The sequence below is a fragment of the Variovorax nivicola genome (assembly GCF_051216475.1).
In the GTDB taxonomy this organism is placed as follows: domain Bacteria; phylum Pseudomonadota; class Gammaproteobacteria; order Burkholderiales; family Burkholderiaceae_C; genus Variovorax.
The window spans coordinates 1,376,963-1,390,282 of the sequence record NZ_JBPJZK010000001.1 but is presented as its reverse complement, the minus strand read 5'-3'; the positions used below and the strand labels follow the sequence as shown (position 1 = coordinate 1,390,282).

The window sequence follows — 13,320 nt, the reverse complement described above, 5'->3', positions numbered from 1 at the left end:
CTCATGGCTGAAAAATTGAATGCCGTCAAAGGCATGAACGACATATTGCCGCCCGAATCGGCGCGCTGGGAATGGCTCGAGGCCACCGTGCGCGACCTGATGGGGCGCTATGCGTACCGCAACGTTCGCACGCCGATTCTTGAGCACACGGCGCTGTTCGTGCGCGGCATCGGCGAAGTGACGGACATCGTCGAGAAGGAGATGTACTCCTTCCACGACCGTTCGGACAAGTACGGCGACAACGATCACCTGACGCTGCGGCCCGAGAACACCGCCGGCATCGTGCGGGCCGCGATCGAGCACAACATGCTCTATGACGGCGGCAAGCGCCTGTGGGCCATCGGGCCGATGTTCCGGCGCGAGAAGCCGCAGCGCGGGCGTTTCCGGCAGTTCCACCAGATCGACGTCGAGGCACTGGGTTTTGCCGGTCCCGACATCGACGCTGAATTGATCCTGCTCGCGAGCGCGCTCTGGAAGGCGATCGGCCTGACCGACGTGCGGCTGGAACTCAACAGCCTTGGCCAACCGGCAGAGCGGGCTCAGCACCGCGCCCAGCTCATCGCGCACTTCGAGGCACATGCCGACAAGCTCGACGAGGACGGCAAGCGCCGCCTGCACAGCAATCCGCTGCGCATCCTCGACACCAAGAATCCGGCGATGAAGGACGTGGTCGAGTCGGCGCCGAGACTGATGGACTTCCTCGGTGCCGAATCGCTGGCGCACTTCGAGGGGCTGAAGGCCATCCTCGATGCCAACGGCATCGCCTACACCATCAACCCACGCCTTGTGCGCGGCCTCGACTACTACAACCTCAGCGTGTTCGAGTTCGTGACCGACCGGCTCGGCTCGCAGGGCACGGTGTGCGCTGGTGGCCGCTATGACGGCCTGTTCGAGCAACTCGGCGGCAAGCCGGCGCCTGCAGTGGGATGGGCGATTGGCGTGGAGCGCGTGCTCGACCTCATGAAGGAGCAGGGCACCCAGATCCCGGTACGGGCCCCTGATGTCTATGCCGTCGTGCCTGATGCCTCCGCCATGCCGGTGGCGCTGCGTACGCTGCAGCAACTGCGCGACGCCGGCGTGCGCGTACAGATGCATGCCGCCACGGCGGATGGCCTTGGCAGCTTCAAATCGCAGTTCAAGCGGGCCGACAACAGCGGCGCCACCTACGCCTTGATCTTCGGCGCCGATGAACTTGCGCGCGGCGAAGTGACTCTCAAGGCGCTGCGCGACGGAAGCGGCGCGCAAACCTCCCGGCCACTTGCTGAAGTGGCCGCCTGGGCCGCCACCCTACAATCGCCGGCTCCCAACAACTGACAGCGCATGGCAACCCATCTCGACCTCGAAGAACAGGAACAGCTCGACCAGCTCAAGCATTTCTGGAATACCTACGGCACCCTGATCACCTCGGTCGTGCTGCTCGTCGCCGGCGCCTTCGTGGCCTGGAACGGCTGGCAATGGTATGGCCGCAACAAGGCGGCGCAGGCCTCGTCGCTCTACGACGAGGTCGAGAAGACGGCGCAGGCGGGCGACCCGGCACGCATCGCTCTCGTGCTCGACGACATGAAGAAGCGCTTCGCCGGCACTGCCTATGCGCAGCAGGCCGGCCTGCTGGTCGCCAAGACGCTGTACGAAAAGGGCAATGCCGCGGGCTCGCGCGCCGAGCTCGAATGGGTCGCGCAGAACGCCATTGACCCCGGCTACAAGGCCATCGCCCGGCTGCGACTTGCGGCCGAACTGCTCGACAGCAAGTCTTACGACGATGCCCTCAAGCAGCTCGACGGCAGCGTGCCCAAGGAATTCGAACCGCTGGTAGCCGACCGCAAGGGCGACATCTATCTGGCTCAAGGCAAGCGCGCTGAAGCACAGACCGAATACCGCAAGGCGTGGACCGGCCTCGGCGCCACCTCGGACTATCGCCGTCTGGTTGAAATCAAGCTCAACGCGGTCGGTGTCGACCCGAAGAGCCTGGCGCCCGTCGTCACCGTTACACCCGCAGCCCCCAAAACTCCCTGACCGCATCATGAATTTCAAGCGTTTCATGCCTGAATCGACCGCCCTGCGTGCGGGATCAGCTCTTGTTTTGGTAGCGTTTCTCGCCGCCTGTTCGGGTACCAGCAAGCCGAAGCCGGCCGAACTGCCCGCCAATCCGGCCCTGATGAGCGTGCGTCAGGCTTGGACTGTGCGCATCCCCGAAGTCCAGTTCCCGCTCACCACCGACATCAGCGGCGACACGGTCACCGTGGCTGGCAGCGACGGCACGGTGGTCGCCATCGACGCCCGCGCTGGTCGCGAAACCTGGCGCGTCAGCGCTGGCGCTCCGCTGGCGGCCGGTGTCGGCAGCGACGGATCGATGGCCGCGGTCGTCACTACCAGCAACGAGCTGGTCGCCATCGAGAACGGCAAGGTCCTGTGGAAGCAGAAGCTCTCGGCCCAGGCCTTCACCGCACCGCTGGTGGCAGGCCGCCGCGTGTTCGTGCAGACCGCCGACCGCAGCATCAGCGCTTGGGATGGCCAGAGCGGCCGTCGCCTCTGGATCCAGCAGCGCGCCGGTGAAAACCTGGTGCTGCGCAAGTCGGGCGTGCTCATCGCCGTGGGCGATACGCTGGTGGCCGGCATCGGCGGCCGTCTGGTCGGCATCAACCCCGCCAACGGCACCTCGCGCTGGGAATCTCCCATTGCGGCCCCGCGCGGCACCAACGACGTGGAACGCCTGGTCGACCTGACCGGTAGCGTGAGCCGTTTCGGCGACACGGTTTGCGCCCGCGCCTACTACGCCAGCGTCGGCTGCGTCGAAACCGTGCGCGGTTCGCTGGTCTGGAGCAAGTCGGCTTCGGGCGCGGATGGCGTCAGCGGCGACAGTGGTTTTGTCTACGGCACCGAGTCCGACGGCAGCGTCGTGGCCTGGCGCCGTGCCGACGGCGAACGCGCCTGGCAGATGAGCCGCTTCAAGAATCGCAACCTCACCGCGCCGCTGGCCGTGGGCCGCTCGCTGATCATCGGCGAAGACACCGGCACGCTGCATTTCGTCTCGCGCGAAGACGGTGCGCTGCTCAATCGCATCACGCCCGATGGCTCGGCCATCACCGTCACGCCGGTACTGGCCGGCAACACGGTCGTGGTGGTGACTGCCAAGGGTGGCATTTTTGGCTATCGCCCTGAATAACTTTTCTTTCTTTTTCCAAGGCCCGACCATGAATACCGAGCCATCGAAAGGCCGGCCATGAAGCCGGTCGTGGCCCTGGTCGGGCGGCCCAACGTTGGCAAATCGACCCTCTTCAACCGCCTGACCCAGACGCGCGACGCCATCGTCGCCGACTTCGCCGGACTCACGCGCGACCGCCATTACGGCAACGGCCGCCTGGGCAAGCACGAGTTCATCGTCATCGACACCGGCGGCTTCGAGCCCGATGCGGGCAGCGGCATCTACAAGGAAATGGCCAAGCAGACGCGGCAAGCCGTCGCTGAGGCCGACGTGGTGATCTTCGTGGTCGACGCCCGCGAAGGCCTCTCGGCGCAGGACCATGACATTGCCAACGAACTGCGCCGTCTCGGCAAGCCATGCGTGCTGGCGGCCAACAAGGCCGAGGGCATGCACGACGGCACCAAGCTGGTCGACTTCTACGAACTAGGCTTTGGCGACGTGCACGGCGTGTCGGCTGCGCACGGGCAGGGCATGCGCGATCTGGTCGAGCTTGCGCTCGAGCCGCTGAACCTGCCAGATCCCGACGACGAGACGGACGAGGACGAAGTCAACAAGCCGATCAAGCTGGCCGTGGCCGGCCGGCCCAACGTGGGCAAGTCCACGCTGATCAACACCTGGCTGGGTGAAGAGCGCCTGGTGGCCTTCGACATGCCGGGCACCACGCGCGACGCCATCTCCGTGCCCTTCGAGCGAAACGGCCAGCGCTTCGAGCTGATCGACACGGCCGGCCTGCGCCGCAAGGGCAGGGTGTTTGAGGCGATCGAGAAGTTCTCGGTGGTCAAGACGCTGCAGGCCATCGAGTCGGCCAACGTCGTGCTGCTGCTGCTCGACGCCACGCAGGGCGTGACCGACCAGGACGCGCACATTGCCGGCTACATCCTCGAGAGTGGTCGCGCGGTGGTGATCGCCATCAACAAGTGGGATGCGGTCGACAGCTACCAGCGCGAGCAGATCCAGCGGCAGATCGAGACCCGGTTGCCGTTCCTGAAGTTCGCGGCGCTGCATTTCATCTCGGCCATCAAGCGCCAGGGCCTGGGCCCGGTGTGGCAGGCGATCGCGCAGGCCCACAAGTCGGCCACGCGCAAGATGTCGACCCCGGTGCTGACGCGCCTGCTGCTGGAGGCGGTGCAGTTCCAGGCGCCCAAGCGCGGCGGCATGTACCGCCCCAAGCTGCGCTATGCGCATCAGGGGGGCATGAACCCGCCGGTGATCGTGATCCACGGCAATTCGCTGGAGCACGTCACCGACGCCTACAAGCGCTTCCTCGAGGGACGCTTCCGCAAGGAATTCGACCTTGTGGGTACCCCCTTGCGCATCGAGTTCAAGAGCTCGCACAATCCATTTGCCGACAAGGACGATTGAGGGAGCTTGGCCGCCGATGGCGGCCAATGAGCTGTAGCTGGAGCGGAAGTTCCGCCTTTTGAGAACCGTTATTTTCTCAAGGCTTTTGACCCCGATTGCTGCAGCGCAGAAACCCTGTGTTAAGGTCATCTCTCCAACAACTACTCTTGAACACGGAGAATATCGTGAGCAATAAAGGGCAACTTCTGCAAGACCCGTTTCTGAACACCCTGCGTCGTGAGCACGTGCCGGTTTCCATTTATTTGGTGAACGGCATCAAGCTGCAGGGCCAGATCGAGTCTTTTGACCAGTACGTCGTGTTGCTTCGCAATACGGTGACGCAAATGGTCTACAAGCACGCCATTTCCACCATCGTGCCGGGTCGTGCCGTCAACTTCTCGGCTGCCGAGAACGACGACGCCGCAGCCTGATCGCGCGGAGCGCGGCAGCTCTGCTGCCGCGCTTTTTCCCAATTTCTGATCCCGCTTGTCTGAACTGATCCCCCGCCAGGAAGGCGCCGCCGTTCTCGTCGGCGTCGATTTCGGGCTGCCCCATTTCGACAGCGAACTCGAGGAACTCGGCCTGCTCGCGCAGACCGCGGGCCTGACGCCCGTCGCCCGGCTTGCGTGCAAGCGCAAGGCGCCCGATGCGGCATTGTTCGTTGGCAGCGGCAAGGCCGAAGAAATCAAAGAGCTGGCTGCGCTGTACAGGGCAAGCGAGGTCATCTTCGACCAGGCCCTGAGCCCCGCGCAACAGCGCAACCTCGAGCGCCAGCTCGACGTTGCCGTCTACGACCGGACCTTCCTCATCCTCGAGATCTTCGCCCAGCGCGCGCGTTCACACGAAGGCAAGCTGCAGGTCGAACTGGCTCGCCTGCAGTACCTCAGCACGCGGCTGGTCCGCCGCTGGTCCCACCTGGAGCGCCAGACCGGCGGTGCCGGTGTGCGCGGCGGCCCGGGTGAAAAGCAGATCGAGCTCGACCGGCGGATGATCAGCGAGTCGATCAAGCGCACGCGCGAGCGTCTCGCCAAGGTGCAGAAGCAGCGCGGCACGCAGCGCCGCCAGCGCGAGCGCCGCGAGACCTTCAACATCTCGCTGGTGGGTTACACCAATGCGGGCAAGTCGTCGCTGTTCAATGCGCTGGTCAAGGCCCGCGCCTATGCCGCCGACCAGCTGTTTGCCACGCTCGACACCACCACGCGCAACCTCTACCTGGGCGATGCGAGGCGGCAGGTGTCGATCTCCGACACCGTGGGCTTCATCCGCGACCTGCCGCACGGCCTGGTCGATGCCTTCAAGGCCACGCTGCAGGAGGCGGTCGATGCCGACCTGTTGCTGCACGTGATCGACGCCTCCAACCCGCATTACCCCGAGCAGATGACCGAGGTGCAGACGGTGCTGCGCGAGATCGGTGCCGACACCGTTCCGCAGCTTTTGGTATTCAACAAGCTCGACGCCCTTGAAAGCGCGCAACATCCGCTGCATCTGCAGGACGAGATGGAAATCGACGGCGTGCAGGTCCCCCGCATCTTCCTCAGCGCCAAGAGCGGCGAGGGCGTGCCGCTGCTGCGTGCCGAGCTCGCCCGGCAGTCGGGCTCCGTAGCCGATACGATGACCCCTGGGGCAAACGCTGAATTGCACGATGCAGCCGATTGATTGGGCACAATCCCGCCACTGACAAGAGAACGAAGCGAATGAATTCAAAGCCAGCGCGGAGAGGGTTTCTGGGCATGTTCAACCTGAACGATGGCCGATGGGGGCGCGGCGACGAGCCGTCGTCCTCCAACGGCGACCGCCCGGCCGGCAACCGGCCCCCCGATGCGAATCCCCCCGGCGCACCGACGCCCCCGCCTTCGGGCAACAACAGCAACGACAACCGTCCCCGCGGACAAGGCCCGAACCAGGGCCCGCCCGACCTCGACGAACTCTGGCGCGACCTCAATCGCAAGCTCGGTGGCTTCTTCGGCGGCAAGGGCGGCGGCAACCGCCCCAACGGCGGCAGCGGCGGTGGCGGCAACGGCTACAGGCCCGACATGAAAAACGCAGGATTCGGCCTCGGCCTCGTGGCTGCAGTGGCGGTCCTGATCTGGCTCGGCACCGGCTTCTTCATCGTGAACGAAGGCCAGCAGGCCGTCGTCACGCAGTTCGGCAGCTACAAGAACACCGTGGGCGCAGGCTTCAACTGGCGCCTGCCGTACCCCATTCAGCGCCACGAAGTGGTGGTGACCACGCAGATCCGCTCCGCCGACGTGGGCCGCGACGCCATCGTGCGCTCCACTGGCCTGCGCGAATCGGCCATGCTGACCGAAGACGAGAACATCGTCGAGATCAAGTTCGCCGTGCAATACCGTCTGAGCGACCCGCGCGCCTGGCTCTACGAGAGCAAGTCGCCCGCCGATACCGTTGTGCAGGTGGCCGAGACTTCCGTGCGCGAGGTGGTCGGCAAGATGAAGATGGACGCCGCGCTGGCCGAAGAGCGCGACCAGATTGCACCGCGCGTGCGCGCGCTGATGCAGACCATCCTCGACCGCTACAAGATCGGCGTTGAAGTCGTCGGCATCAACCTGCAGCAGGGCGGCGTGCGTCCGCCCGAGCAGGTGCAGGCCGCGTTCGACGACGTGCTCAAGGCTGGTCAAGAGCGCGAGCGCACCAAGAACGATGCGCAGGCCTATGCCAACAACGTGGTGCCGCTCGCCACCGGTACGGCTTCGCGCCTGAAGGAAGAGTCCGAGGCCTACAAGGCGCGGATCGTGGCGCAGGCACAGGGTGATGCCGGCCGCTTCAGCGCGGTGCTGGCCGAGTACCAGAAGGCCCCGCAGGTAACGCGCGACCGCATGTACACCGACGCCATGCAGCAGATCTACGCCAGCACGACGAAGGTGCTGGTCGACACCAAGCAGGGCTCGAACCTGCTGTACCTGCCGCTCGACAAGCTCATGCAGATGAGCGGCAACAGCGGCGCCGCCGCGGCCACCCCGGTCGATGCGGCAAGTCCCAACGTTGCCGGCACCGCGCCGGCCCAGTCCTCGGTGATCCCGGTGGCCCCCGCGACGACCGATGTGCGTGGCCGCGATGGCCGCTCGCGTGACCGCGACGTGCGTTGAGAAAGGCCCGAAAGAATATGAACAGAATCGGATTCATCGCTACGTCGATCCTCGTGCTGCTCGTGCTGGCAAGCTCGACCCTCTTCGTGGTCGACCAGCGCCAGTTCGGCGTGGTCTATGCCCTCGGCCAGATCAAACAGGTCATTACCGAGCCCGGCCTGAACTTCAAGCTGCCGCCGCCGTTTCAGAACGTGTCGTACATCGACAAGCGCCTGCTGACGCTGTCGAGCGTGGACACCGAGCCCATGCTCACTGCCGAGAAGCAGCGCGTGGTGATCGACTGGTACGTGCGCTGGCGCATCAGCGACCCGCAGGCCTACATCCGCAACGTCGGTCTCGACGAGAACGCCGGTGCAATGCAGCTCAACCGCGTGGTGCGTAATGCGTTCCAGGAAAACATCAACAAGCGCACCGTGCGCGACCTGATCTCGGTGCGCCGCGAGGCCCTCATGGCCGACGTGCAGCGCGAAGTGCTGTCGGTGGTGAAGGGCGCCAAGCCTTGGGGCGTGGACGTGGTCGACGTGCGCATCACGCGTGTCGACTACGTGGAAGCCATCACCGAATCGGTCTATCGCCGCATGGAAGCCGAGCGCAAGCGCGTGGCCAACGAACTGCGTTCGACCGGTACGGCCGAAGGCGAAAAGATTCGCGCCGATGCCGATCGTCAACGCGAGGTGATCGTGGCGAACGCCTACCGCGACGCCCAGAAGATCAAGGGTGAGGGCGATGCCCAGGCTGCCTCCGCCTACAGCGAGGCCTTCGGCCGCGATCCGCAGTTCGCGCAGTTCTACCGAAGCCTCGATGCCTACAAGCAGAGCTTCAACAAGAAGAGCGACGTGATGGTGCTTGACCCATCGTCGGACTTCTTCCGCGCCATGCAAGGCTCGGGCTCAACCACCAACGCCCCTCGTCGTTGATTCTTCGCCAGGAGCCGTGAGCGCCGACACTTTCTGGAGCGCATTGGCGCTCGTCTTGGTGATCGAAGGGATCCTGCCTTTCGTCTCGCCGGGAGGGTGGCGGCGCGGCTTCGGGCAGCTCATGCAGCTGCGCGACGGCCAGCTTCGTTTCTTCGGACTTTGCAGCATCCTGCTGGGTTTGATACTGCTCTGGATCCTGGCCTAGTCTTGGGCTGGTCGCGGTCCCGGTAGAATCCCGGTTTAACCACGCCCCCGATCCCCATGTCCGCTTGGGTCCTCCCGGATCACATTGCCGATGTGCTGCCCTCCGAGGCGCGCCACATCGAAGAACTTCGACGCCAGCTGCTCGATACCGCCCGTGGCTATGGCTACGAGCTGGTGATGCCGCCGCTGCTCGAGCATCTCGAATCGCTGCTCTCGGGCACCGGCGAGGCGCTCGATCTCCAAACCTTCAAGCTCGTCGACCAGCTCTCCGGCCGCAGCATGGGCCTGCGTGCCGACACCACCCCCCAGGTGGCGCGCATCGATGCCCACCTGCTGAACCGCGACGGCGTGGCCCGCCTGTGCTACTGCGGCCCAGTGCTCCACACCCGGCCCGACCGCCCGCACGCCACCCGCGAGCCCCTGCAGTTCGGCGCCGAGATCTACGGCCATGCCGGGCTCGAGGCCGACACCGAAACCCTGCTGCTGGCGCTCGACTGCCTCGATGCCGCCGGCCTGCGCGATGGCGTGATCGTCGACCTGGCCGATGCCCGCATCGTGCGCGCCCTGTTCGCCGGCGTGCCGGTCGATGCTGCTGCGCTGGCCCGGGTGCATGCCGCGCTGGCCGCCAAGGATGCGAGCGAGCTCGAATCGCTTACCAAGGATTTCCCCGCCGCCTCGCGTGAGGGGCTGCGTGCGCTGGTCCAGCTGTACGGCGACGCGTCGGTGCTCGACGAGGCCGCCAAGGCCCTGAAGGGCACGCCCGCCGTGGGTGCTGCCCTGGCCGATCTGAAGCAGCTCGCTGCTGGCCTGCAGGGCGTGGCCGGCCGCCAGATCAGCTTCGACCTGGCCGACCTGCGTGGCTATGCGTACTACAGCGGCATGCGCTTCGGCATCTACGTGCCTGGCGCGGCCGATTCGCTGGTGCGCGGCGGCCGCTACGACGAAGTGGGGGCCGTGTTCGGCCGCAATCGTCCGGCCGTCGGCTTCAGCCTCGACGTGCGCGAACTGGTCGGCGTGCTGCCGGCCCGCCCGCTGCGCGCTGCCATCCGTGCGCCCTGGAGCGACGCGGCCGGCCTGCGTCAGGCGATTGCCCAATTGCGCAAGTCCGGTGAAACGGTAGTCTGCGTGCTGCCGGGCCATGGCAGCGAAATCGATGAATTCCACTGCGACCGCGAGCTCGTCGAGCAGGCGGGCCAGTGGAATGTCCGAGCGATCTGAATTTTTGAAGTAATGGAACGAGCATGAGCGTAACCACCGGAAGAAACGTGGTCGTCGTCGGCACCCAATGGGGCGACGAGGGCAAAGGCAAGCTGGTCGACTGGCTGACGGAAAGCGCCCAGGGCGTGGTCCGTTTCCAGGGCGGCCACAACGCGGGCCACACGCTGGTCATCAACGGTGTGAAAACCGCGTTGCACCTGATCCCGAGCGGCATCATGCGGCCCGGCGTCAAGTGCTACATCGGCAATGGCGTGGTGCTGTCGGCCGCCAAGCTCTTCGAGGAAATCGAAGGGCTGGAGAAGGCCGGCGTCGAGGTGCGTTCGCGCCTGCGCATCAGCGAGGCCTGCCCGCTGATCCTGCCGTTCCACGCCGCACTCGACATCGCGCGCGAGGCTTACCGTGAAAAGGGCGGCATCGAGAAGATCGGCACCACCGGCCGCGGCATCGGCCCGGCCTACGAAGACAAGATCGCCCGCCGCGCGCTGCGCGTGCAGGACCTGAAGCACCCCGAGCGCTTCGCGGCCAAGCTGCGCGTGCTGCTCGACCTGCACAACCACGTGCTGACGCAGGTGCTGAGCGCGCCGGCCATCGATTTCGACGAAGTCTTCAACGAAGCGATGAAGCACGCCGAGCTGCTCAAGCCCATGATGGCCGACGTTTCGCGCGAGCTGAACGACGCGCACAAGAACGGCGCCAACCTGCTGTTCGAAGGCGCGCAGGGCACGCTGCTCGACGTCGACCACGGCACCTACCCGTACGTCACCTCCAGCAACTGCGTGGCCGGCAATGCCGCCGCCGGTTCGGGCGTGGGCCCGGGCATGCTGCACTACATCCTCGGCATCACCAAGGCCTACTGCACGCGCGTGGGCGGCGGTCCGTTCCCCACCGAACTCGACTGGGCCACACCCGGCACCCCGGGCTATCACATGAGCACCGTGGGCGCCGAAAAGGGCGTGACCACGGGCCGCAGCCGCCGTTGCGGCTGGTTCGACGCCGCGCTGCTCAAGCGCTCGGCGCAGGTCAATGGCCTCTCGGGCCTGTGCATCACCAAGCTCGACGTGCTGGACGGCCTCGAAAAGCTCGAGCTGTGCACCGGCTACGAACTCGACGGCGAGATCACCGACATCCTGCCGATGGGCGCCGACGAGATCGAGCGCTGCACGCCGATCTACGAAACCCTCGAAGGCTGGAGCGAAAGCACCGTCGGCGTCACGCAGTACGACAAGCTGCCGGTCAACGCGCGCCTTTACCTGCAGCGCATCGAGCAGGTCACCGGTGTGCCGATCCACATGGTGTCGACCAGCCCCGACCGCGACCACACGATCATGATGCGCCACCCTTATTTGGCCGACTGAAGAGGAAAAGAAGAACCATGTTGACCGAAGACGGCAAGCATCTCTATGTCAGCTACGACGAGTACCACAACCTGATCGAAAAGCTCGCGATCAAGGTGCACCAGTCGGGCTGGCAGTTCGACACGATCCTGTGCCTGGCGCGCGGCGGCATGCGTCCCGGCGACGTGCTCTCGCGCATCTTCGACAAGCCGCTGGCGATCATGTCGACCAGCTCGTACCGCGCCGACGCCGGCACGGTGCAGGGCCACCTCGACATCGCCCGCTTCATCACCACGCCCAAGGGCGAGATCGCCGGCCGTGTGCTGCTGGTCGACGACCTGGCCGATTCGGGCCACACGCTGCATGCCGTGATGGACATGCTGCGCAACAACTACCCGCCCATCACCGAGTTGCGCAGCGCCGTGATCTGGACCAAGGCGCTGTCGACATTCACGCCCGACTACCAGGTGGAATTTCTTGCCACCAACCCGTGGATCCATCAGCCCTTCGAAGGCTACGACTCCATGGGCGCCGAGAAGCTGATCGAGAAGTGGTCGGTCTGATTCATCGGCAATAGACAGCGCCGCCGGCTCATCCGGCGTCGCTGAGCATCGCGGTGTAGCGCCGCTGCATCTCTTCCGGCGTCAGCTTCTCTATGCTGTGCCCCACGTTCCAGCGATGGCCGAACGGGTCGTGAAAGACGCCGGAACGTTCTCCATAAAACTGATCCTGCGGGGCCATGTTCAGCGTGGCGCCCGCGGCGACAGCGCGCGCCACCACCGCGTCGGCATCGTCCACGTGCAGGTGCAGCGTGACGGCCGTGCCGCCCAGCGTCTTCGCGCTGTGGATGTTGAACTCGGCGAATTCGTCCGAGATCATCAGGATCGCGCCGTTGTGAAAGTCCAGCTCCGCATGGCCGATGCGGCCGCTCGGCTCGGTCAGGCGAAAGATTTCCTTCACCTCGAAGACCTTGCAATAGAACTCGATGGCTGCGCCGGCATCGTGGACGCAGAGGTACGGAAACAGTTCGTGGATGGCCATGGTCTTGTCCGGTCGGTTTGATGAGATAGGCGCGATTCTGGTGGCCGGTGCTTTCCAGGTCTTGAACAAATTTGACCTGCGGGCTCGTAGTCAGATTCGCACATGCCGGGACGATGCTGGCGCCGCTCGCCGATACGCCTGCGGTGACATACCGGCGATGGCCAGGAAGTCGCGGTTGAAGTGCGCCTGGTCGCTGTAGCCGGCCTGCAGCGCCAGATCGACCCAGGGCTGGGCGGGGTCCATGGCGAACTGCCCGATCACGCGGTCGAAGCGCAGCATGCGCGCGTACTGCTTGGGCGCCAGGCCGGTCATGCCGCGAAAGAGCGCGATGAAGCGCCTGTGGCTGTAGCCGCTTTGCTTCACCAGTTCGCGGATGGCGCCGGCTTGCGCATCGTCGTCACGGGCGCTCGCGCTTGCCATGCTGGCCAGTGCCTGTGCCACCGCGGGATGCAGTCCGTGCATTGCGGAGGCGGCGAGGCGTGCGCCCAGCAGGGCATCGGCGATCGCGAGTTGCCGCGTCAGCGAGTCGGTGCCGTGGAACTGCTCTAGCGCGAAGTCTGCGTCCGCGCCCCAGAGCGCGTCCAGCGAGGTGTGGTGGTCGGCCAGCGCGTCCTCGGGTACGCCGAGCAGCGCCATGGCCGCACCCGGCTGCAGCATGACGCCCACCGAGCGCGTCTGCACCGACACGTCGCGCACGAAAAACGCCGAGCGGGCTCCGCCCACCATGGCATGACCCACCGTGAAGCCCTGTGCATCGGCATCGTCATGGAACAGGCGCAGGGGCGGCCCCGAAAGCCGGAACACGAGGTGCATGCCACCTGTGGGCAGCACGTGTTCGCGCGCGCCCGGCTGTTCCTCGTGCGGCCCATCGGGCGCGGAGGCCCACAGGAGCCGCACGAAGGGGCGCAGATGGGGGGAGGGTGGTCGGGTCAGCTGCATGGACGCGGGAAGTGTCTGCC

General features: G+C 65.7%; 14 protein-coding genes. 12 read left to right on the top strand and 2 right to left on the bottom strand.

Going from position 1 to position 13,320, the window contains the following annotated elements; translation table 11 throughout:
- Nucleotides 1-3 precede the first annotated feature (3 nt).
- The 12 genes from hisS to ACSFBF_RS06575 all read left to right on the top strand — a co-directional run bounded on the left by hisS (nt 4) and on the right by ACSFBF_RS06575 (nt 11,883).
- Nucleotides 4-1,314, top strand: a complete 1,311-nt coding sequence (hisS, locus tag ACSFBF_RS06630; protein WP_435465525.1) for a histidine--tRNA ligase — start codon at nt 4-6, stop codon at nt 1,312-1,314.
- 6 nt (nt 1,315-1,320) lie between these two features.
- Nucleotides 1,321-2,013: a YfgM family protein gene (locus ACSFBF_RS06625; RefSeq protein WP_093052203.1), complete on the top strand. Its 693-nt coding sequence runs from the start codon at nt 1,321-1,323 to the stop codon at nt 2,011-2,013.
- A gap of 7 nt (nt 2,014-2,020) precedes the next feature.
- Nucleotides 2,021-3,163: an outer membrane protein assembly factor BamB gene (gene bamB / locus ACSFBF_RS06620; RefSeq protein WP_435465524.1), complete on the top strand. Its 1,143-nt coding sequence runs from the start codon at nt 2,021-2,023 to the stop codon at nt 3,161-3,163.
- 57 nt (nt 3,164-3,220) lie between these two features.
- Nucleotides 3,221-4,564 (top strand): ribosome biogenesis GTPase Der, encoded by a 1,344-nt coding sequence (gene der, locus ACSFBF_RS06615; RefSeq protein ID WP_056598124.1) that lies wholly within the window; start codon nt 3,221-3,223, stop codon nt 4,562-4,564.
- Nucleotides 4,565-4,728: 164 nt separating this feature from the next.
- Nucleotides 4,729-4,974, top strand: a complete 246-nt coding sequence (gene hfq / locus ACSFBF_RS06610) for an RNA chaperone Hfq (protein WP_012747311.1) — start codon at nt 4,729-4,731, stop codon at nt 4,972-4,974.
- A gap of 55 nt (nt 4,975-5,029) precedes the next feature.
- The gene (gene hflX / locus ACSFBF_RS06605) at nt 5,030-6,199 is read left to right on the top strand and encodes a GTPase HflX (protein ID WP_435465523.1); all 1,170 of its coding nucleotides are present in this window, start codon (nt 5,030-5,032) and stop codon (nt 6,197-6,199) included.
- A 74-nt stretch (nt 6,200-6,273) separates the two neighbouring features.
- A complete protein-coding gene (gene hflK / locus ACSFBF_RS06600; protein WP_435465522.1) occupies nt 6,274-7,647 on the top strand; it encodes an FtsH protease activity modulator HflK in 1,374 nt (457 codons plus the stop codon).
- A 17-nt stretch (nt 7,648-7,664) separates the two neighbouring features.
- Nucleotides 7,665-8,564, top strand: a complete 900-nt coding sequence (gene hflC, locus ACSFBF_RS06595; protein WP_093176659.1) for a protease modulator HflC — start codon at nt 7,665-7,667, stop codon at nt 8,562-8,564.
- Between the two features lie 16 nt (nt 8,565-8,580).
- Nucleotides 8,581-8,769 carry a DUF2065 domain-containing protein gene (locus ACSFBF_RS06590; RefSeq protein ID WP_081269108.1) on the top strand — a complete coding sequence of 63 codons (189 nt, stop codon included), beginning with the start codon at nt 8,581-8,583 and terminating at the stop codon, nt 8,767-8,769.
- A gap of 56 nt (nt 8,770-8,825) precedes the next feature.
- Nucleotides 8,826-9,986, top strand: a complete 1,161-nt coding sequence (locus tag ACSFBF_RS06585) for an ATP phosphoribosyltransferase regulatory subunit (protein ID WP_435465521.1) — start codon at nt 8,826-8,828, stop codon at nt 9,984-9,986.
- Nucleotides 9,987-10,009: 23 nt separating this feature from the next.
- On the top strand, nt 10,010-11,341 hold the full coding sequence (locus ACSFBF_RS06580; RefSeq protein WP_435465520.1) for an adenylosuccinate synthase: 1,332 nt from the start codon (nt 10,010-10,012) through the stop codon (nt 11,339-11,341).
- 17 nt (nt 11,342-11,358) lie between these two features.
- A complete protein-coding gene (locus tag ACSFBF_RS06575; protein ID WP_081269111.1) occupies nt 11,359-11,883 on the top strand; it encodes a phosphoribosyltransferase in 525 nt (174 codons plus the stop codon).
- Nucleotides 11,884-11,911: 28 nt separating this feature from the next.
- Here the strand turns inward: ACSFBF_RS06575 and ACSFBF_RS06570 are convergent, their stop codons facing one another.
- Both ACSFBF_RS06570 and ACSFBF_RS06565 read right to left on the bottom strand, forming a co-directional pair.
- Nucleotides 11,912-12,361, bottom strand: a complete 450-nt coding sequence (locus ACSFBF_RS06570; protein ID WP_435465519.1) for a VOC family protein — start codon at nt 12,359-12,361, stop codon at nt 11,912-11,914.
- A 90-nt stretch (nt 12,362-12,451) separates the two neighbouring features.
- Nucleotides 12,452-13,300 (bottom strand): AraC family transcriptional regulator, encoded by an 849-nt coding sequence (locus tag ACSFBF_RS06565; RefSeq protein WP_435465518.1) that lies wholly within the window; start codon nt 13,298-13,300, stop codon nt 12,452-12,454.
- Between the last annotated feature and the right edge of the window lie 20 nt (nt 13,301-13,320).

Bases quoted from the DNA above. Each gene is read 5' to 3' on its own strand.
- hisS (WP_435465525.1), top strand. From the start codon at position 4: ATGGCTGAAAAATTGAATGCCGTCAAAGGCATGAACGACATATTGCCG.
- ACSFBF_RS06625 (WP_093052203.1), top strand. From the start codon at position 1,321: ATGGCAACCCATCTCGACCTCGAAGAACAGGAACAGCTCGACCAGCTC.
- bamB (WP_435465524.1), top strand. From the start codon at position 2,021: ATGAATTTCAAGCGTTTCATGCCTGAATCGACCGCCCTGCGTGCGGGA.
- der (WP_056598124.1), top strand. From the start codon at position 3,221: ATGAAGCCGGTCGTGGCCCTGGTCGGGCGGCCCAACGTTGGCAAATCG.
- hflK (WP_435465522.1), top strand. From the start codon at position 6,274: ATGTTCAACCTGAACGATGGCCGATGGGGGCGCGGCGACGAGCCGTCG.
- hflC (WP_093176659.1), top strand. From the start codon at position 7,665: ATGAACAGAATCGGATTCATCGCTACGTCGATCCTCGTGCTGCTCGTG.
- ACSFBF_RS06585 (WP_435465521.1), top strand. From the start codon at position 8,826: ATGTCCGCTTGGGTCCTCCCGGATCACATTGCCGATGTGCTGCCCTCC.
- ACSFBF_RS06580 (WP_435465520.1), top strand. From the start codon at position 10,010: ATGAGCGTAACCACCGGAAGAAACGTGGTCGTCGTCGGCACCCAATGG.
- ACSFBF_RS06575 (WP_081269111.1), top strand. From the start codon at position 11,359: ATGTTGACCGAAGACGGCAAGCATCTCTATGTCAGCTACGACGAGTAC.
- ACSFBF_RS06570 (WP_435465519.1), bottom strand. From the start codon at position 12,361: ATGGCCATCCACGAACTGTTTCCGTACCTCTGCGTCCACGATGCCGGC.
- ACSFBF_RS06565 (WP_435465518.1), bottom strand. From the start codon at position 13,300: ATGCAGCTGACCCGACCACCCTCCCCCCATCTGCGCCCCTTCGTGCGG.